The sequence below is a fragment of the Kitasatospora sp. NPDC101155 genome (assembly GCF_044768305.1).
Classification (GTDB): domain Bacteria; phylum Actinomycetota; class Actinomycetes; order Streptomycetales; family Streptomycetaceae; genus Kitasatospora.
In genome coordinates, this window is record NZ_JBIWPN010000048.1 from 33,896 (window position 1) to 52,817 (window position 18,922).

At 72.2% G+C, this 18,922-nt stretch carries 18 protein-coding genes; 14 read left to right on the plus strand and 4 right to left on the minus strand.

From position 1 onward, the window contains the following. Positions 1–79 precede the first annotated feature (79 nt). The gene (locus ACIRYZ_RS38415) at positions 80–754 is read right to left on the minus strand and encodes a FadR/GntR family transcriptional regulator (RefSeq protein ID WP_402953191.1); all 675 of its coding nucleotides are present in this window, start codon (positions 752–754) and stop codon (positions 80–82) included. A gap of 121 nt (positions 755–875) precedes the next feature. Here ACIRYZ_RS38415 and ACIRYZ_RS38420 point away from each other — a divergent pair, with 121 nt between their 5' ends. The 3 genes from ACIRYZ_RS38420 to ACIRYZ_RS38430 all read left to right on the plus strand — a co-directional run bounded on the left by ACIRYZ_RS38420 (position 876) and on the right by ACIRYZ_RS38430 (position 3,039). Continuing rightward, complete coding sequence (locus tag ACIRYZ_RS38420) at positions 876–2,159, plus strand: CynX/NimT family MFS transporter (RefSeq protein ID WP_402953192.1); 1,284 nt, start codon at positions 876–878, stop codon at positions 2,157–2,159. 76 nt (positions 2,160–2,235) lie between these two features. After that, positions 2,236–2,358 carry an SGM_5486 family transporter-associated protein gene (locus ACIRYZ_RS38425; protein ID WP_380615658.1) on the plus strand — a complete coding sequence of 41 codons (123 nt, stop codon included), beginning with the start codon at positions 2,236–2,238 and terminating at the stop codon, positions 2,356–2,358. A gap of 153 nt (positions 2,359–2,511) precedes the next feature. After that, the gene (locus ACIRYZ_RS38430; protein ID WP_402953194.1) at positions 2,512–3,039 is read left to right on the plus strand and encodes a SixA phosphatase family protein; all 528 of its coding nucleotides are present in this window, start codon (positions 2,512–2,514) and stop codon (positions 3,037–3,039) included. Positions 3,040–3,099: 60 nt separating this feature from the next. Here the strand turns inward: ACIRYZ_RS38430 and serB are convergent, their stop codons facing one another. Next, positions 3,100–4,356 carry a phosphoserine phosphatase SerB gene (gene serB, locus ACIRYZ_RS38435; RefSeq protein ID WP_393035420.1) on the minus strand — a complete coding sequence of 419 codons (1,257 nt, stop codon included), beginning with the start codon at positions 4,354–4,356 and terminating at the stop codon, positions 3,100–3,102. A 223-nt stretch (positions 4,357–4,579) separates the two neighbouring features. Between serB and ACIRYZ_RS38440 the strand changes: the two genes are divergently transcribed. The 3 genes from ACIRYZ_RS38440 to ACIRYZ_RS38450 all read left to right on the plus strand — a co-directional run bounded on the left by ACIRYZ_RS38440 (position 4,580) and on the right by ACIRYZ_RS38450 (position 9,334). Continuing rightward, positions 4,580–7,168 (plus strand): FHA domain-containing protein, encoded by a 2,589-nt coding sequence (locus tag ACIRYZ_RS38440; protein ID WP_402953196.1) that lies wholly within the window; start codon positions 4,580–4,582, stop codon positions 7,166–7,168. Positions 7,169–7,590: 422 nt separating this feature from the next. Next, positions 7,591–8,688: a GAF domain-containing sensor histidine kinase gene (locus tag ACIRYZ_RS38445; RefSeq protein ID WP_393035447.1), complete on the plus strand. Its 1,098-nt coding sequence runs from the start codon at positions 7,591–7,593 to the stop codon at positions 8,686–8,688. Further along, complete coding sequence (locus tag ACIRYZ_RS38450; RefSeq protein ID WP_402953198.1) at positions 8,681–9,334, plus strand: response regulator; 654 nt, start codon at positions 8,681–8,683, stop codon at positions 9,332–9,334. The genes ACIRYZ_RS38445 and ACIRYZ_RS38450 overlap by 8 nt, the downstream gene beginning before the upstream one ends. Positions 9,335–9,342: 8 nt before the next feature. Here the strand turns inward: ACIRYZ_RS38450 and ACIRYZ_RS38455 are convergent, their stop codons facing one another. Next, positions 9,343–10,146 carry a hypothetical protein gene (locus ACIRYZ_RS38455; RefSeq protein ID WP_402953200.1) on the minus strand — a complete coding sequence of 268 codons (804 nt, stop codon included), beginning with the start codon at positions 10,144–10,146 and terminating at the stop codon, positions 9,343–9,345. Positions 10,147–10,296: 150 nt separating this feature from the next. Here ACIRYZ_RS38455 and ACIRYZ_RS38460 point away from each other — a divergent pair, with 150 nt between their 5' ends. The 7 genes from ACIRYZ_RS38460 (at position 10,297) to ACIRYZ_RS38490 (ending at position 16,298) form a co-directional block, all read left to right on the plus strand. Then, entirely contained in the window at positions 10,297–11,088 is a 792-nt protein-coding gene (locus ACIRYZ_RS38460) for an ABC transporter ATP-binding protein (protein WP_380616129.1), read from the plus strand. A 153-nt stretch (positions 11,089–11,241) separates the two neighbouring features. Beyond that, on the plus strand, positions 11,242–11,664 hold the full coding sequence (locus ACIRYZ_RS38465; RefSeq protein WP_402953202.1) for an NfeD family protein: 423 nt from the start codon (positions 11,242–11,244) through the stop codon (positions 11,662–11,664). A 10-nt stretch (positions 11,665–11,674) separates the two neighbouring features. After that, complete coding sequence (locus ACIRYZ_RS38470; RefSeq protein ID WP_402953204.1) at positions 11,675–12,727, plus strand: SPFH domain-containing protein; 1,053 nt, start codon at positions 11,675–11,677, stop codon at positions 12,725–12,727. A 266-nt stretch (positions 12,728–12,993) separates the two neighbouring features. Further along, positions 12,994–13,752, plus strand: coding sequence for a sulfite exporter TauE/SafE family protein (locus ACIRYZ_RS38475; RefSeq protein WP_387627497.1), 759 nt, complete (start codon positions 12,994–12,996; stop codon positions 13,750–13,752). Between the two features lie 38 nt (positions 13,753–13,790). Further along, entirely contained in the window at positions 13,791–13,970 is a 180-nt protein-coding gene (locus ACIRYZ_RS38480; protein WP_402953206.1) for a DUF1272 domain-containing protein, read from the plus strand. Positions 13,971–14,004: 34 nt separating this feature from the next. Continuing rightward, complete coding sequence (locus ACIRYZ_RS38485; protein ID WP_402953207.1) at positions 14,005–14,310, plus strand: 4a-hydroxytetrahydrobiopterin dehydratase; 306 nt, start codon at positions 14,005–14,007, stop codon at positions 14,308–14,310. A gap of 107 nt (positions 14,311–14,417) precedes the next feature. After that, positions 14,418–16,298 carry a PQQ-binding-like beta-propeller repeat protein gene (locus tag ACIRYZ_RS38490; RefSeq protein WP_402953209.1) on the plus strand — a complete coding sequence of 627 codons (1,881 nt, stop codon included), beginning with the start codon at positions 14,418–14,420 and terminating at the stop codon, positions 16,296–16,298. 67 nt (positions 16,299–16,365) lie between these two features. Here the strand turns inward: ACIRYZ_RS38490 and ACIRYZ_RS38495 are convergent, their stop codons facing one another. Then, entirely contained in the window at positions 16,366–16,902 is a 537-nt protein-coding gene (locus tag ACIRYZ_RS38495) for an HNH endonuclease (protein WP_402953211.1), read from the minus strand. Positions 16,903–17,194: 292 nt separating this feature from the next. Between ACIRYZ_RS38495 and tyrS the strand changes: the two genes are divergently transcribed. Then, positions 17,195–18,463 (plus strand): tyrosine--tRNA ligase, encoded by a 1,269-nt coding sequence (gene tyrS, locus ACIRYZ_RS38500; RefSeq protein WP_393035450.1) that lies wholly within the window; start codon positions 17,195–17,197, stop codon positions 18,461–18,463. The last annotated feature ends 459 nt before the right edge of the window (positions 18,464–18,922 follow it).

Consider the following 18,922-nt stretch of genomic DNA (forward strand, 5'->3'; position numbering starts at 1 on the left):
AAACACCGCTGCCCGGCACCCCCGAGGGGGGTGCCGGGCAGCGGTGTTTCCCCTTACGGGCGAGTCGCCGCGCAGCCGCTCACGCCTCGGCGGTGGCGCAGGCCCCGATGGCGCGGCCGGCCTCGACCGAGGCGCGCTGGGCGTCGCCGGCCCGGATGGCGTCCAGGATGGTGTCGTGGCCGATGTAGCGCTCGGCGATCAGCTCGGGGCCGACGTCGTTGCGCAGGTGCGCGCGGGTGACCTCGCCGAGGTCGGCGTAGACGGCGAGCAGCACGTCGTTGTGGGCGGCGGCGACCACGGCCTGGTGGAAGGCGGCGTCGGCCTGGACAAAGTCCTCGGCGTCACCGGAGTGCCAGGCGGCCTCGCGGCGGCTGAGCGCGGCGTCCAGCAGGCCGAGGTCGCGCGCGGTGCGGCGGACGGCGGCCAGGCCCGCCGCGGAGGTCTCCAGGGCCGCCCGCAGCTCGGCGACCTGCGCCTGGTCGGCGTCGGCGAAGCGGCGGTGCATCACCCCGGCCAGCTCGCTGGTGGCCAGCACGTAGGTGCCGGAGCCCTGCCGGATGTCGAGCAGCCCGTTGTGGGCGAGGGCGCGGACGGCCTCGCGGACGGTGTTGCGGGCCACCCCCAGCTGTTCGACCAGCGCGGCCTCGGTGGGGATGCGCGAGCCGACGGGCCACTCCCCGGAGGTGATCTGGGCGCGCAGCTGCGCGATCACCTGGTCGGACAGCGGGGTGCGCCTCGGCGATGACAGCGCCACGGGGACTCCTTGCGGCTACGGGGTGGGTGGGCCTGGGGGAAGTGGCCGGTGGATGAACGATCGGCACATCATGCCAATTCCAAGGTGCATCAATTCATCCCATCATTCTATGATGACCTCCATGCCTCCCGCAGCAGACACCACCACCTCCCCACGAACCGAGGCCGGGCCGCAGACCGAGCGGCCCGTCGCCCCCGCCAAGTACCTCGGCTGGCTGTTCGCCGTCGCGATCGCCGCCGCCGCCTTCAACCTGCGCCCCGTGGTCACCAGCCTCGGGCCGCTGCTCGACCAGGTCCGCACCGGTCTCGGGATGAACCCGACGCTCGCCGGGCTGCTCACCGCCGTCCCGTCGCTGTGCTTCGGGCTGTTCGGCTTCGCGGCGCCCACAGCGGCCCGCCGGGTCGGGCCGATCGCGGTGATCACGGCCGGGATGGGCGCGATCACGGCGGGCGTGCTGGCGCGCTCCTTCGCCGGTGGCACCGCGGTGTTCCTGCTGCTCACCGCGCTCGCCCTGGCCGGTGTGGCGGTCTCCAACGTGCTGCTGCCGGTGGTGATCAAGCGGTACTTCCCGGAGAAGGTCGGGCCGATGATCGGCCTGTACTCCATGGCGCTGTCCGCCGGCACCGCGCTGGCCGCCGCCGTCACCGTGCCGCTGACCAGCGCACTGGGCGGCGACTGGCGCCGCGGCCTGGGCGTCTGGGCCGCCCTGGGCGCGCTCGCCCTGGTGCTCTGGCTGCCGGTGCTGTTCGCCAAGCGTGAGCGCGGCGAGCACGCCGGCGGCGCCGCGGCCCCCGTCAAGCTGCCGATCACCCGCAGCCGGACGGCCTGGGCGTTGGCCTGCTTCTTCGGCCTCCAGGCCACCGGCGCGTACGTGGTGATGGGCTGGCTGCCGAAGATCTTCCAGGACTCCGGCGTCGACAAGGGCACCTCCGGGGTGCTGCTCGCGGTCACCATGGTGATCGGCGTGCCGGTCTCCTTCGTGCTGCCCAACCTGGCGGCCCGGCGCGGCGACCAGCGGCTGTTCGTGGTGGTGCTGGCCTCCTGCGGCATCGCCGGGTACGCCGGCCTGGCGCTCGCCCCGGCCGGGGCGCCGTGGATCTGGGCGGTCCTGGTGGGCCTGTCCAACTGCGCCTTCCCGCTGGTGCTGACCATGATCGGGCTGCGCGCCCGGACCGCGGGCGGGGTGGCACAGCTGTCCGCCTTCGCCCAGGGCGTCGGCTACCTGATCTCCATCCCGGGCCCGATCCTGATCGGCAGGATCTACCAGGTCACCGGTGAGTGGTACTGGCCGCTGGGCTTCCTGGCGCTGCTGCTGGTGCCGCAGATGCTGTTCGGCCTGCGCGCCGCCCGGGCCCGGCACATCGAGGACGAGGCGGTCCACCCGGCGGCGAAGGTCAAGGCCTGACGCCGAAGGTCAAGGCCTGGCCAAAGCGGTGGGGCCGGGGATCGGCGGGCGCGTTCGGGGTGGGAGAATTCCGGACATGCCCGTTCTCGACCCGAACCCCACCGACGGCCGCAAGCAGCTCGGCCGTATCGCCTTCGCCTTCGCCGGCATCGTGGTGCTGGTGGCGATCATCGCCACCGTCGCCGCCCAGATGGGCTGACCACCGCCCGTACCACCGCCGTAGTCCCGGTATCCCCTTCGTTTTGGGAAGGTGGCCCGGCGAACGGGGCATGATGGCACCCGCCGCCCCGGGGAGCGGCGGCAACCGGGAGCGTCGCGCCCCCGGGCGGCTTTTCTGCCAAGCTTGCTGGGTATGAGCGCCGAAACGCCCCGCAGGATCATCGTTCTCCGCCATGCCAAGGCCGACTGGCCGAACGGCGTGGACGACCACGAGCGGCCGCTGGCCGACCGGGGCCGCCACCAGGCCCCGGACGCCGGCCGCTGGATGGCCGATTCCGGGATCAATCCCGAATTCGTGCTCTGCTCCACCGCCCTGCGCACCCGCGAGACGTGGAAGCTGGCCGCGCACGAGCTGCCCAAGCGGGCCCGCAAGACCGTCTACGAGGAGCGGATCTACGAGGCCAGCCCGGGCGAGATCATCGCCGTGCTTCACGAGACCCCGGAGGAGTACGCGGACGTGGTGCTGGTCGGCCACAACCCCGGGGTGCTGGGCCTGACCCAGGTGCTGGCCGGGGACGCGGGCGACCGGGACGCGCTGGAGCGGCTGCGCATGGGCGGGTTCCCGACGGCTGCGATCGCGGTGCTCAGCTTCTCCGGCTCCTGGAAGGGCGTCGAGCCGGGCGTGGCCCAGCTGGTCTCGTACTACACGCCGCAGGACTAGGAACGCACGCGAGGGGCGCGCGGATCGGATCCACACGCCCCTCGTTCACGTCCGCAGGCCTCACTCGGTCGGGGTGCCGTCGTGCACGTCGGCCGCCTCGACCTCCTCGCGGGTGATGCCCAGCAGGTAGAGCACGGTGTCCAGGAACGGCACGTTCACCGCGGTGTCGGCGGCCTCGCGCACCACCGGCTTGGCGTTGAACGCCACCCCGAGCCCGGCCGCGTTCAGCATGTCCAGGTCGTTGGCGCCGTCGCCGATCGCCACCGTCTGCTCCAGCGGCACCTTCGCCTGTTCGGCGAAGCGGGCCAGCCAGCGGGCCTTCCCGGCCCGGTCCACGATCTCGCCGACCACCCGGCCGGTGAACTTCCCGTCCACCACCTCCAGGGTGTTGGCGGCCGCGAAGTCCAGCCCCAGCAGCTCCACCAGGTGGTCGGTGACCTGGGTGAACCCGCCGGAGACCACCGCGACCTGGAAGCCCAGCCGCTGCAGGGTACGGATCAGGGTGCGCGCGCCCGGGGTGAGCCGGACCTCCGTGCGGACCTTGTCCGTCACCGAGGCGTCCAGCCCCGCCAGCAGCGCCACCCGGGCGCGCAGCGACTCGGCGAAGTCCAGCTCGCCGCGCATCGCCGCGGCCGTCACCTCGGCGACCTGCTCCTCGCAGCCCGCGTGGGCGGCGAACAGCTCGATCACCTCGTCCTGGATGAGCGTGGAGTCCACGTCCATCACCACCAGGCGCTTGGCCCGGCGCTCCAGCCCGGCCGCCACCACCGCGACGTCCACCCGCTGGGTGGCCGCCTCCTGGGCGAGCTCGGCCCGCAGCTCCTCGGTGGCCACACCCGAGACGGCCAGCTCGACCGCCGTCACCGGGTACTTGGCGAGGCGGAAGACACGGTCGATGTTGCCGCCGGCCGCGGTGATCCGGGAGGTCAGCGCGGAGACGGCGGAGGCGGTCAGCGGGTTGCCGAGCACCGTCACGTGCGAACGGCCCTCGCGGCGCGGGCGGTTGTCGCCGATGCCGGAGAGGATCTCGGCCTGGAGCTTCTGCTCGTCCGCCCAGCGGTGCACGGTGGCCCGCAGGCCGCCCTCCGCGCCGGGCGCGGAGGGCGGGGTGACCAGGGCGCACAGCGTGATGCGGCCACGGGTGACGACCTGCTCGATGTCGATCACGTCGACGCCGAAGCCGGCCAGGGTGGCGAAGAGGCCGGCGGTGATGCCGGGGCGGTCCTTGCCGAACACCTTGACGAGCAGGGTGCGCTCGTCCGCGGTCCGGGGCTGGGCGGCGGGGAGGGGCTCAGCGGCCAAGGGCGATGCGTTCATGGTGAGTCCCACGCTACCCGTCGGCCCTCGGGCGGCGGGTACCCGTCCCACCTCGCGGGACACCGGCGCGCCCCGGTCCGGTAGCAGCCTGGTCACAGTCACCCGGGGTGACTTTCACCGGCGGACGGCGGGCTGGAATGATTCCCCCCGTCAGTCAGAGGAACAGCGCACCCCCGGGCGGGGGCCACAATTCGGGGGAACCGAGAGAGCGGGGCAGGCGAGAGTGCCGCAACTCGTCATCGATATCAACGGACAGCAGCGGACTCTGGAGCCCGGGCGGTCCTACACCATCGGGCGCAATCCACAGTCGGACTTCCCGTTCGAAGACGCCAGGGTCTCCTGGCAGCACGGGACGATCAGCTTCAACGGCAGTGGTTGGCTGCTGGACGACCACGGCAGCACCAACGGCACGTACGTGGCCGGTGCCCGCACCATGCAGGCCCAGCTGTTCCCCGGTGCCGTGGTCAACCTGGGCAACCCGGAGAACGGCCCCCGGCTCGCCTTCTCGGCGCCCGTGGCCGCGGCCGCCCCGCAGCCCTCGCCGGTGCACGACGCCGCGACGGCCCGCGGCCCCGTCCCGACGCCCCACCAGCCCGCGCCGCAGCAGGCCTGGCCGGGGCAGGACCCGTACCAGCAGCAGGCCTGGCCGGGCCAGCAGCCCCAGCCGCAGCAGCAGTTCGTGCCGCAGCAGCAGCACGCGCCGCAGCCCGAGCAGCCGCAGCACGGTGGCTTCCCGCAGCAGCAGGGCTTCCAGGCCCCGCCGCAGCACGGCGGTGGCGGCACCCCGCAGCCCACGATGATCCGCAACCTGACGTCGGCCATGCGCACCGTCAGGATCGGTCGTGCGCTGGACAACGACATCGTGGTGTCCGACCTCCAGGTCTCCCGCCACCACGCCGAGCTGCGCCAGCTGCCGGACGGCCGCTACGAGATCGTCGACCTCGGCAGCCACAACGGCATCTTCCTCAACGGCCAGCCGGTGCAGCGTCAGCTGATGGGCCCGCAGGACCGGCTGACCGTCGGCCACTCCAGCTTCGTCCTGGTGGGCGACCAGCTGCAGGAGTTCGTCGACACCGGCGCGGTCTCCTTCTCCGCCCGTCACCTGACCGTCGAGGTCGAGCACAAGGGCGCCAAGAAGATCCTGCTCAACGACGTCAGCTTCGGCGTCCCGGAGAAGTCCCTGGTCGCGGTCATCGGCCCGTCCGGCTCCGGCAAGTCGACCCTGCTGCGCGCCCTCACCGGTTACCGCCCGGCCGACCGCGGCGAGGTGCTGTACGACGGCCGCAACCTCTACAAGCAGTTCGCCGAGCTCCGCTCCCGCATCGGCCTGGTGCCGCAGTCGGAGATCCTGCACCGCGAGCTCACCGTCCGAAAGGGCCTCAAGTACGCGGCCCGGCTGCGCTTCCCCGGCGACACCGAGGCGAAGGAGCGCGACGCCCGGATCGACGAGGTGCTGTACGAGCTGCGTCTGGACAAGCGCGCCGACAACAAGATCACCGCGCTCTCCGGCGGCCAGCAGAAGCGCGTCTCGGTCGCCCTGGAGCTGCTCACCAAGCCCTCGCTGATCTTCCTGGACGAGCCCACCTCGGGCCTCGACCCGGGCATGGACCGCGAGGTCATGCAGATGCTGCGCGGCCTGGCCGACGACGGTCGCACGATCCTGGTCGTCACCCACTCGGTGGCCGAACTCGCGCTCTGCGACCGGCTGCTGGTGATGGCGCCGGGCGGCTCGGTGGCCTACTTCGGCCCGCCGGACGAGGCGCTGCACTTCTTCGGGTACGAGACCTGGGCGGACGTCTTCCAGGCCTTCGAGAACTACCCGGACCACGACTGGGCCGGCCGCTACCGCGGCTCCGTGCACTACCAGCAGTACTCCGCCGCGACCGTCGAGGCGGGCGAGGTGCAGCACGTCCAGGTCGCCCAGGAGGCCCTCCGCCCGCCCAAGCCGCAGAGCTGGGGCTCGCAGCTGTGGACCCTGATGCGCCGCTACATGTCGGTGCTCGCCTCGGACCGCGGCTTCCTGGCGCTGTCGGTGCTGCTGCCCGCGGTCATCGGCGTGGTCAGTGTGCTGATGCCGAACGAGCCCGGGCTGGCACCGAACCCGAAGAGTCAGTTGGGGCTCAACTCCGGAGCCGGGCCGATCATCATGATCATGGCGATCGGCGCCTGCTTCTCCGGTGCGGCCAACTCCGTCCGCGAACTGATCAAGGAACGGGCGATCTACGAACGGGAACGGGCCACCGGCCTGTCCCGCTCGGCGTACATGATGTCCAAGATCATCGTGCTGGGCATCTTCAGCGTGATCCAGGGCGCGATCATCTCCGCCGTCGGCTTCCTGCCGCGCAAGCTCCCCGCGCACGGCGGCCTGCTGGTCCAGAACACGCCACTCATCGAGATGACGATCGGCATGATCCTGCTGAGCTTCGCCGCGATGATGTTCGGCCTGATGATCTCCGCGCTGGTGAAGACCGCCGAGAAGACCATGCCACTGCTGGTCATGTTCGCCATCGTCCAGGTCGTCTTCACCGGCTGCCTCTTCCAGATCTTCGGCAAGCCCGGCCTGGAGCAGGTCGGCTGGCTGATGCCGGCCCGCTGGGGCACCGGCATGGTGGCCACCACGCTCGACCTGTCGCACCTCCTGGGCCCCTGGAACAAGGACTTCCAGCACCCGAACTACGACCCGCTGTGGAAGCACAGCGTCGCCCAGTGGTCGATCGATGCGGGCGTGCTGATCGTGATGTCGATCATCATCGGCGTCATCGTGACGAGGCTGCAGCGCCGGCACGAGCCGGAGGTCATGCAGAAGGGCTGACAGCCTTCGCCGAAGGGCGCTCTCCCCGACAGGGGAGAGCGCCCTTCTGTGATTCGCCCGCTCGCCTCCGGGGCGCTCCGGCCCGGTGCCGACGGTCGGCGCTCCGGCGCTCGTGCCTCGCTTGTCGCTTCTCCCTTTCGGTACCGGCGCGCTCCTTCGGCTCGGGGCGGGGATTCGCCCGCTCGCCCCGAGCCGAAGGGGCGGGCGGGCCCAGCGGCCTAGGTCCCCGGACCTGCGTCCGGCGCGGCCGGGGACGGACGCGGCGGCGTCCGCGGCGGCGGTAGTTTGGCGGTATGCCCAGCACGACCGGTGACCACCGGACCCCCGCCGGCCCGCTGCCCGCCTGCGACCCGCCGGCCGCCGTCGAGGCTCTCTGCGACCCGCTGACCGGCATCGAGGCCGTCAGCCAGGCGCTGCTCGCGATGAGCCGGCACCTGGAGGTCCGCGAGGTGCTGCGCCGCATCACCGCCTCCGCCCGCGACCTGCTCGGCGCCGAGTACGCGGCCCTCGGCGTGCCCGACGACCACGGCGGCTTCGCCCAGTTCGTGGTCGACGGCGTCACCGACGAGCAGTGGCGGGCGATCGGCCCGCTGCCCCGTCAGCACGGCGTGCTCGCCGAGATGCTGCACGAGACCGGCCCCACCCGGCTCGCCGACGTCCGCAAGGCCCCCGCCTTCGAGGGCTGGCCCGCCGCCCACCCCGAGATGGACGCCTTCCTCGGCATGCCCGTCCTGGACGGCGAGGCCGCCGAGGACGAACCCCAAGTGATGGGCGTCATCTTCCTCGCCAACAAGCGCGGCGGCGGCCTGTTCACCGACCACGACGAGGAACTGCTGCGGATCCTCGCCGCCCACGCCTCCCTCGCGCTCTCCAACGCCCGCCTGTACGAGCGCAGCCGCGAACTCACCCTGGCCGGCGAACGCGCCCGGATCGCCCACGACCTGCACGACGCCGTCTCGCAGAAGCTCTTCTCGCTGCGACTGACCGCCAAGGCCGCCGCCAAGCTCGTCGACCGCGACCCGGCCCGGGCCCGCGCCGAACTCGCCGAGGTCGCCCGGCTCGCCGCCGAGGCCGCCGACGAACTGCGGGCCGTCGTGGTCGAACTGCGCCCCGCCGCCCTGGAGGAGGACGGGCTGAGCGCCACCCTCGCCTCCCAGGTGCAGGTCCTCGACCGGGCGCACACCGCCGACGTCGCCTTCGCCGCCGACGGCGTGCGCGCCCTGCCGCCTGCTCAGGAGGCCGCGCTGCTGCGGGTCGCCCAGGAGGCGCTGCACAACGCGCTGCGCCACTCCGGTGCCCGCCGGGTCACCGTCACCCTGGCCGGGACGCCCGCGCGCGGCGCCCTGCTGCGGGTGCGCGACGACGGGCGAGGCTTCGACCCCGAATCCGTCCGCCGGGCCGGCCGCCACCTCGGCCTGGCCTCGATGCGCGACCGCGCGGCCGCCGTCGGCGGCACGCTCACCCTGGAGTCCGCCCCCGGCAAGGGGACGCTCGTCGAGATGGAGGTCCCCGGTGCCTGAGAGCACGCCGCCGATCCGCGTCCTGCTGGTCGACGACCACCAGGTGGTCCGCCGCGGACTGCGCACCTTCCTCGAGGTCCAGGACGACATCGAGGTGGTCGGGGAGGCCGCCGACGGGGCCGAGGGCGTCGACCGCGCCCGCGAACTCGACCCGGACGTCGTCCTGATGGACCTCAAGATGCCGGGCGTCGACGGCATCGAGGCGCTGCGCACGCTCAAGGACGAGGGCAGCCGGGCCCGGATCCTGATCGTCACCAGCTTCACCGAGCACCGCACGATGGTCCCCGCGCTGCGGGCCGGCGCCGCCGGGTACGTCTACAAGGACGTGGACCCGGAGGCGCTGGCCGGCGCGATCCGCTCGGTGCACGCCGGACACGTGCTGCTCCAGCCCGAACTGGCCGAGGCGCTGCTCTCCGACGACGGCCCGCGCGCCCCGCAGGGCCGCGGCGGCACCCTCACCGAGCGCGAGCGCGAGGTGCTCGGCCACATCGCCGACGGCCGGTCCAACCGGGAGATCGCCCGCAGCCTTCACCTGTCGGAGAAGACGGTGAAGACCCACGTCTCCAACATCCTGATGAAGCTGGACCTCGCGGACCGTACCCAGGCCGCGCTGTGGGCCGTCCGCAACGGGGAGACGCGCAGGTAGGGCGTGGCTCAGCGGTCCTCGCGCTCGTCCACCAGGGCGTTGTAGGCGGCGACCTGGGCCCGGCGGGCGGTCCGCCGCAGCGGAGCCAGGACGGACTGGCGCGCGGCCATCTCGGAGGCGCTGACGGCCGCGCCGTGGCCGCCCGAGGCGATCGACAGCAGGGCGGACACCTGGCGGGCCGACTCCAACACCCGGACCGCCCGCGGCGGGTAGCCGGGGGCGAGCAGCTCGGTGTGGCCGCGGCGGCGGTAGGCCTCCAGCGCGCGCAGCGCCTCCGGCCCGGCACCGGCCACGTCGAGCCGGGTGATCAGGACGGTCGCCTCGCGCAGCCCGTCCGCGAGCTCGCGCTCGGCCTCGTGCAGCGAGGGCACGTCGGCCGGCGGGGTGTCGTTGACCTCGGCGCAGCGCCACAGCACGGTGGCCGAGCGGTCCCCTTCCGGGCCGTACACCGTGATCTCCGGCACCAGGCCGAGCGGCACGCCCACTGCGAGCACCGCCTCGCCCGCCGCCATGGCGCGCTCGTTGAAGGCCGCCGGGCCGGTCAGCCCCAGCGGGTGCCCGGTGGAGGGCAGTGCCAGGCGCAGGCCCTTCACCCCGAGCACCCGCAGCCGGCCCAGCGCCCAGGTCAGCCCGTGCTGCTCGCCCGGTTCGTCCCCGGGCAGCCCGGTGACCCGGTGGCTCTCGTCCGCGCCCAGCACGGCCGCGGCGGCGTTGTCGGGCGGCACCAGGCCGCTGAGCAGGGCGTTGCCCCAGGCGGTCAGCCGCCCCGAACGGGGTTCTTCGTACGGATTGTCGGCAGGAGTCGCGAGCATCCAGCCAGCCTACGGAATCGGCGGTCATCCGCGTGGCGTAGGTTTGCCCATGCGTGTGCGGCGCACCCACCCCGTGCCCACCGGCTGCCGGAGTAGGCTCGCCGCCCGCACCGACGGCCGAGATTTTTGTGTATTGGGGAAGGCGTAGGCATGAGCGACGTGCTGGAGCTGGTGGACGTATCCGTGGTCCGGGAGGGGCGCGCGCTGGTCGACCAGGTCTCGTGGTCCATCTCCGAGGGTGAGCGCTGGGTCATCCTGGGCCCGAACGGCGCCGGCAAGACCACCCTGCTGCAGATCGCCTCCTCGTACCTGTTCCCGACCTCGGGCAAGGTCTCGGTGCTGGGCGAGAAGCTGGGCGAGATCGACGTCTTCGAGCTGCGCTCCCGGATCGGCCTGGCCGGTGCTGCCATGTTCGACAAGCTGCCGGCCGAGCAGACCGTGCTGCAGACCGTACTCACCGCCGCCTACGGCATGACGGTCAGCTGGCAGGAGACCTACGAGCAGTCCGACGAGGCCCGCGCCCTCGCCCTGCTCGACCGCATGGGCATGGCCAACCTCACCGGCCGCAAGTTCGGCACCCTCTCCGAGGGCGAGCGCAAGCGCACCCTGATCGCCCGCGCCCTGATGACCGACCCCGAGCTGCTGCTGCTCGACGAGCCCGCGGCCGGCCTGGACCTCGGCGGCCGCGAGGACCTGGTCCGGCGGCTCGGCGCGCTCGCCCAGGACGAGTTCGCCCCGGCCATGGCGATGGTCACCCACCACGTCGAGGAGATCGCCCCCGGCTTCACCCACGTCCTGATGATCCGCCAGGGCAAGGTGCTCACCGCCGGTCCGATCGACACCGAGCTGACCGCCCGGAACCTCTCCAAGTGCTTCGGGCTGCCGCTCACCCTGGAGCGCCACGGCGACCGCTGGTCGGCCCAGGGCCTGCCGCTGGGCTGAGGCCCCGTCCGTCCCTCACGGACCCTCCTTTCCCTCCTCACCCGTCCATCACTCGGAAGGCCGTCGGAACCGGTCGCACGTGCGACCGGTTTCCGCCCCTCGACCTGCGGGAACTGTCCGCCTCGAAGGCCCTTCGCTCCCTAGGATGGACGTGTGGACAGCTGGATCTGGTGGCTCCTGGCCGCCGCGGGGCTCGGCATACCGCTGGTGCTCACCGCGGTGCCGGAGTTCGCCATGTTCGCGGTCGGTGCGCTGGCAGCCGCCGCAGTGGCCGGGCTGGGCGGGGGAGTGGTCCTCGAAACCCTGACCTTCGTGCTGGTCTCGGTCGGGCTGGTGGCCTTCGTCGGCCCGATTGCCCGTCGGCAGCTGCGGAAGGGCCCGCAGATCAGGATGGGCATCGACGCGCTCCAGGGCGCCACCGCGGTCGTCGCGGAAACCGTCGACGGAGAGGGCGGCCGGATCAAGCTCAACGGCGAGATCTGGTCAGCCCGCGCACTCAATCCGGACAGCGTGTACCAGCCGGGCCAGAAGGTCGACGTCGTCGAAATCCAGGGCGCGACCGCCCTGGTCGTCTAGGGGAGAGTCCGTGGAACCCGTCCTTATCGTTTTGGTCGTCCTGGTCGTGGTGGCCTTCATCGCGCTGATCAAGACGATCCAGGTCATCCCGCAGGCCAGCGCCGCGATCGTGGAGCGCTTCGGCCGCTACACCCGGACGCTCAACGCAGGGTTGAACATCGTCGTCCCGTTCATCGACCGCGTCCGCAACCGGATCGACCTGCGCGAGCAGGTCGTGCCGTTCCCGCCGCAGCCGGTGATCACCCAGGACAACCTGGTCGTCAACATCGACACCGTCATCTACTACCAGGTCACCGACCCGCGGGCGGCCACCTACGAGGTCGCCAGCTACATCCAGGCGATCGAGCAGCTGACCGTCACCACGCTTCGCAACATCATCGGCTCGATGGACCTGGAGTCGACCCTGACCTCGCGCGAGGTCATCAACGCCGGCCTGCGCGGCGTCCTGGACGAGGCCACCGGCAAGTGGGGCATCCGGGTCAACCGCGTCGAGCTGAAGGCGATCGAGCCGCCGACCTCCATCCAGGACTCGATGGAGAAGCAGATGCGCGCCGACCGTGACAAGCGCGCCGCGATCCTCACCGCCGAGGGCCAGCGCCAGGCGCAGATCCTCAAGGCCGAGGGTGAGAAGCAGGCCGACGTGCTCAGGGCCGAGGGTGAGGCCCAGGCCGCGGTGCTGCGCGCCGACGGTGAGGCGGCCGCGATCCGGACGGTCTTCGAGGCCATCCACGACGGCGACGCCGACCAGAAGCTGCTCGCCTACCAGTACCTGCAGACCCTGCCCGAGCTGGCCAAGGGCGACTCCAACAAGCTCTGGATCATCCCGAGCGAGGTCGGCGACGCGCTCAAGGGCCTCGGCGGCGCCTTCACCGGCCTGACGGGTAACGGCGGCGGTGCCAACGGCGGCGCGGTCGCGGCGCCGAGCGTTCCGCCGGCGGCCCCGGCGGCCACCCAGGTGCCGCTCGACCCGGCGGCCGGGCCGCGGCCGGTGGACGTCGAGAAGGGCGCCGCCCGTCCCCGGGTGGACCCGGCGCGGGAGTACCGCAAGATCGACCCGGAGTGAATCGACCCGGAGTGAATCGACCCGGAGTGATGTGACGGTGTCCGGTGGAGGGCCCGCTGCCTGGTGGTGGCGGGCCCTCGGCGTTTCCCGGCCCCGTGGCCGTGCGGTCGAGCGGCCCCGCAGCCGTGCGGTTGTGCGGCTGTCCGGCCGGGTGGCCGTGGCGTCCTGGCACTGTGGCGTACGTCCCGAATGGTGGGCGGGCCTGGTCGGGCCGGTGCGGGGTCCGGCATGATCCCCTCGGACAGGACCGAGAGGAGAGGTGACCCATGACGCTCTGGGAGGCGCTCGCCGTCCTGGTGGCCGGCGTCGGTGCCGGGATGATCAACGTGATCGTCGGCTCCGGCACGCTGATCACGTTTCCGGTGCTGCTCGCCGTCGGCATCCCGCCGGTCACCGCCAACGTCTCCAACTCCTTCGGCCTGGTGCCCGGTTCGCTCAGCGGCGTGATCGGCTACCGCCGCGAACTGGTCGGCCAGGGCCGTCGGCTGCTGCGGATGGGCACCGCCTCGCTGCTCGGCGGGCTGCTCGGCGCGCTGCTGCTGATCAAGCTGCCCAGCGGGGCCTTCGACGCGATCGTCCCGGCACTGATCCTGCTGGCCCTCGTCCTGGTGGTGGTCCAGCCCAGGGTCGCCAAGGCCGTCGCCGCCCGCCGCCGCGCCGACGGGGACCCGGACGGCAGCCCGGTGCTGCTGGTCGGGGTCTTCCTCACCGGCATCTACGGCGGCTACTTCGGCGCCGCGCAGGGCGTCCTGCTGATGGCCCTGATGGGCATGCTGCTCCAGGAGGACCTGCAGCGGATCAACGCGGTGAAGAACGCGCTCGCGATGATCGTCAACGGGGTCGCCGCGCTGTTCTTCCTGTTCACCTCGACGGTCAACTGGACGGCCGCCGGGCTGATCGCGGCCGGCTCGCTGGTCGGCGGTCTGCTCGGCGCCAAGGTCGGCCGACGCCTGCCGCCGACCGCACTGCGCGGGATCATCGTAGTGGTCGGGCTCGCGGCCGTCACCAAGCTGCTCGTGAGTTGAACGAACGTCAGACCGTACACAAGTCGGAGGAATACGCCATGGCCCTGGAGATGCGTGAGACCTGCGAGCGCTGCGCGGTGTCGCTGACCTCCGACGGCCCCGCCTCGATATGTTCCTACGAGTGCACCTTCTGCCCGGACTGCACCGAGACCATGGCCGCCAACTGTCCCAACTGCGGTGGCGAGCTGGTGGTCCGTCCGCGCCGGAAGGCGGCCTGACCGGCACCCGACCGACGACACCCGGAGCACACCGATGAGCAGCAGGGCACGGCTGAGCGAGGACGAGATCAGGACGGCCCTGGCGGCCGTACCGCAGTGGGCGCGGGAGGGCGACAGCATCGTCCGCAGCGCGGACGCCCCGAATTTCCCGGCGGCGATCCGCGTGGTGGTCGCGGTCGCCGAGCAGGCCGAGGCGCTCGACCACCACCCCGACATCGACATCCGCTGGCGCACCCTGCGCTTCGTGCTGTCCACCCACAGCGCCGGCGGGCTCACCGGCCTGGACTTCACCCTCGCCGCCCGCATCGACGACGCCCTGCGCGCCGAGTCGGCGGTCTGAGACCCGCTCCTGCGCTGCGCCGAGGGCCCGGGCGGGGCGCTCGGCCGGGCGTGAGATGCTGACTGCCGCAATCGGCAGGCAGGCGGGGGGCCGGGAGGGACGTAACGATGGCGCAGGAGCCCTTCGGGGACGCCCACGCCCAGCAGCAGTGGTACCCCCAGGGCGGGTACTACGAGCCGCAGCAGCCGCAGGGGCAGTGGCAGCAGCCGGAGCCGCACGGGCAGTGGCAGCAGGCGCCGCAGTACGACCAGCACCCGTACGACCAGCAGGCCGGCTACGGGCCGACCGGGTACGTCGAGGGCGGGTACGTCCAGAGCGGCTACGGCCAGGGGCAGGACGGCGGCCAGGAGCAGTACCAGCCGTACCAGCAGCAGTACCCGGAGTACGGGCAGCAGCCGTACGCGCCGTACGCCGCGCAGGAGCAGCAGCCGGCGGCGGAGGAGGCGCTGTACGTTCCGGCGGGCGCCGAGTACTCGGCCGACGGCTATGTGCAGGTCGAGGAGCCCGCGGCGGAGGCCGGGCCGGCCGATGAGGAGCCTCCGGCGGAACCCGCTGAGCCTGCGGGGTCTGCCGGGGCCGTCGCGTCCGTCGCGTCCTCGCGGGCGGCTCGGCGTGGCGGTGGTGACGGCGGCTCCTCATCGCTGGTCTCGAAGGCCCGGGCAGCCGTGCTGACCGGGGAGCACGTGCCCAGCCGGCGGGCCCTGATGGTGCGGGCCGGCGCCGGGGTGGCCGCACTCGGGGTGCTGCTCACGGCCGCGCTGACGGTCGGCGCCGAGGGCGGCGGCAGCGCGTCCGCGACCAGCAGCGGTGAGCCCGGCTTCGCGGTGACGCACACCAAGGCCTGGTCCGCGCAGCCCGTGGCCGCCACTCAGGGCGGCGGGGACGACACGCTGGCCGGCAGCTGGCTGCTGGCCGACGTGGTGGTCCGGGCGGACGGCACCGGCGTGCACGCGTACGACCGTACGGCGGGCAAGCCGACCTGGTCGGTCGAGCCCCCGGCGGCCGGGGCCGTCCCGTGCGGGCTGTCGGCGGGTGTGAACCCGGCCGGGCTGGGCGCGGCCCTGTTCCGGCCGCAGGCCGATCCGAAGAGCCCCTGCACGCTGGTCGCCGCCGTGGACACCAAGACCGGCAAGACCGCCTGGACCAAGACCCTCTCGGACGCCAAGGGCACCTACGCGGCGCGGATCGGCGTCACCGAGGACAAGGTGATCGCGGTCGGGGACGACCGGGCGGTGGCCTGGGGCGCGGCCGACGGCAAGGACGTCTGGCAGTACACCGGGCAGGGCAAGTTCTGCACCCTGTCCGGCGGCGTCAGTGGCAAGACCGTGCTGGTCGCCTCCTCCTGCGCCGATTCGACCCCTGCCGACCAGGCCGTCGCGCTGAACACCGCGGACGGCAAGGTCTCCTGGTGGCGGGGTCTGAACAACTCGCCGAAGACGGTGACGGTGCTCTCCGCCGAGCCGGCCGTGGTGCTCACCACCGGCGCGAAGCCCGAGGACGACCGGGTGTTCGCCTGGGGCACCTCCGGCGACCCGGCCGCCGAGATCCCGGTGGTCACCGACGGCGGCCGACTGGACGTCGCCCACGGTACGTTTTCGGCCACTCCGAACGTCTTCTTCGACGGCCGCACGATGGTCGCCACGCACGTCCCGGCGAACGGCGGCGGGCCGGTGTCCGCGGTCGGCTACGACCTGGACACCGGCAAGCAGCGCTGGAAGGCGCAGACCGCCGCCAAGGGCACCGTCAGGGCGGTCGCCATCGACGGCGGCTCGCTGGTGCTGGCAGCCGACGAGCGCCGCGACCAGCCCGCCCGCCTCGGCCGCTTCCCGCTGGCCGGTGGCCAGGAGGCGGTCGGCGGCAACTTCCCGCCCGGCACCGGCTCGCTGCTGGTCTCCGGGCGGGTCGTGATCGGCGGCGGGCAGGTGGTCGTGATACCCGAGCACTCGGCCAACTTCGGCACAGCGGCGGGCTACGAGGCGAAGGGCTGAAGCCCTTCGGGCCGAGGCCCCTCAGAGGCCAGGCCTTGCGGTCGGGCCTCGGGATCGGGCTCCGCCGTCAGGCCGCCGGGACGGGCTGGGGCTGGCCCGGCACCGCCGGCAGCCAGTCGGCGAGCTCCCGGGCCTCCGAGCCGCGCAGGCCGAGCGCCAGCATCAGGGTGGCCTGCGGCGTCGGCACGAACGGCCGCCGCAGCAGTTTCATCCCGGCCTGCTCCGGTGTCCGGTCGGCCTTGCGCTGGTTGTCCTCCGCGCACGCGGCCACGGTGTTCATCCAGCTGTCCTCGCCACCGCGCGACTTGGGCTGCACGTGGTCCACGGTGGTGCCCCGGCGCCCGCAGTACGCGCACAGGTGCTGGTCCCGGGCCAGGACACCCCGCCTCGACCACGGGGCCTGTTGTCGGAACGGCACCCGCACGTACCGTTGCAGTCTGATCACCCGTGGCACCGGGACGGCCACGCCCGTCCCCCGGATCGAGCGCAGCGGATGCGCCTGCTCCACCACCGCCTTGTCCTGGAGCACCAGGACGACGGCGCGCTGGAGCGACACCGTCGTCAGGGGCTCGTAGCTCGCGTTCAGAACCAGCGTGTTGCGCACTCGGCACACCCTTCCCACGGGCGTGCCACGGCGGCACGACCGTCTCCACACACGTCACTGCCGCCGCACGGCGGTGGAACCACTCTGAATGGGCCCACAGCCGACGAACAACGGAATTTCCGGTATCGGCCGGGCACCCGGGGGGAGCGCGTCGTGCGCCCGGCACCGCGCCTCGGGGGAAACTCGCTGGCCGGAACCGCGTAGGCTCTATCAGGCTGGAGTCGTACCGACCCGGGGCCCGACGGAATCGGGCCGGCACCGGCGGACGCCCGATCGAAGGAGAAGCGTGACCGTGACGGACATCGTCGACGAGCTGCGGTGGCGTGGGCTGATCGCCCTGTCCACCGACGAGGACGCACTGCGCAAGGCGTTCGCGGACGGCCCGGTCACGTTCTATTGCGGCTTCGACCCGACGGCCCCCAGCCTGCACCTCGGCAACCTGGTGCAGATCCTCACCATGCGCCGCATCCAGCAGGCGGGGAACCTCCCGCTCGGCCTGGTCGGCGGTGCCACGGGCCTGATCGGCGACCCGAAGCCCACCGCGGAGCGGGTGCTCAACGACCCGGAGACGGTGGCCGGCTGGGTCGAGCGACTGCGCGGCCAGATCTCGCGCTTCCTCGACTTCGAGGGCCCGTACGCCGCGCGCATGGTCAACAACCTGGACTGGACCTCCGGGATGTCGGCCATCAGCCTGCTGCGCGACGTCGGCAAGTACTTCCGCGTCAACAACATGATCGCCAAGGAGGCCGTCGCCCGACGGCTCAACTCCGACGCGGGCATCAGCTACACCGAGTTCAGCTACCAGATCCTCCAGGGCATGGACTACCTGGAGCTGAACCGCCGCTACGGCTGCACCCTGCAGACCGGCGGCAGTGACCAGTGGGGCAACCTCACCGCCGGCACGGACCTGATCCGCAAGGCCGACGGCAAGTCCGTGCACGCGCTGGCCACGCCGCTGATCGTCAAGGCCGACGGCACCAAGTTCGGCAAGACCGAGTCGGGCACGGTCTGGCTCGACCCCGAGCTGACCACCCCGTACGCCTTCTACCAGTTCTGGCTGAACGCGGACGACCGGGACGTCTCCAACTTCCTGCGGATCTTCAGCTTCCGCTCGAAGGAGGAGATCGAGGAGCTGGAGCGCGAGACCACCGAGCGCCCCGCCGCCCGCCTGGCCCAGCGTGCGCTGGCCGAGGAGCTCACCACGCTGGTGCACGGCGCCGAGCAGTACGAGCGCGCGGTCGCCGCGTCCAAGGCGCTGTTCGGGCAGGGCGACCTGGCCGACCTGGAGGCTCCGACCCTGGCCGCCGCCCTGGCCGAGGTCCCGAAGGCCGAGGTGTCCGAACTCCAGCCGGTGGTCGACCTGTTGGTCGCCGTCGGCCTGGCGCCGAGCCGCTCGGCCGCCCGCCGGACGATCAAGGAGGGCGGTGCCTACCTCAACAACGTCAAGGTGACGGACGAGGAAGCGGTGCCGACCGAGGCCGACCTGCTGCACGGCCGCTGGCTGGTGCTGCGCCGTGGCAAGCGCAACCTGGCGGCAGCAGAGCTGGTCTCGGCCGGCTGATCGGTCCGCTGACCTGTCAGTTGATCGACTGGCTGAAAACGCACCCACTCTGAGCTGCGGCTTTGAGCCCCGAGGGCCGGATCTGGACAGATCCGGCCCTCAACGTTTGACGATGTCCTCCAGGTGGTCTAGTGTTGAACGAGTCGCTGGAGCGGCCACCTCACTCAGCAAGACCCACTCTCACCTCGATGCCCATTCAGTTGGGTTCGTTGGCGTCTCCGTCAACCGGGTGTGAGCGTGAATTTCGAGTAACACTCGGAATACGCTAAAGTGGCGGTCGTCGCAGAAAGCGGCCCCGACAGTTCGGGAAATTCAGATGAATGAAACTCCGGAAAACGGAGCGGAAAACATCTGATAAACTGAGAACACGAAAGAACGAAGCGCCCGGAGGGCCCGCTGGAAGGCGGTCCGAAGGAAGCGTCCGTTCCTTGAGAACTCAACAGCGTGCCAAAAGTCAAC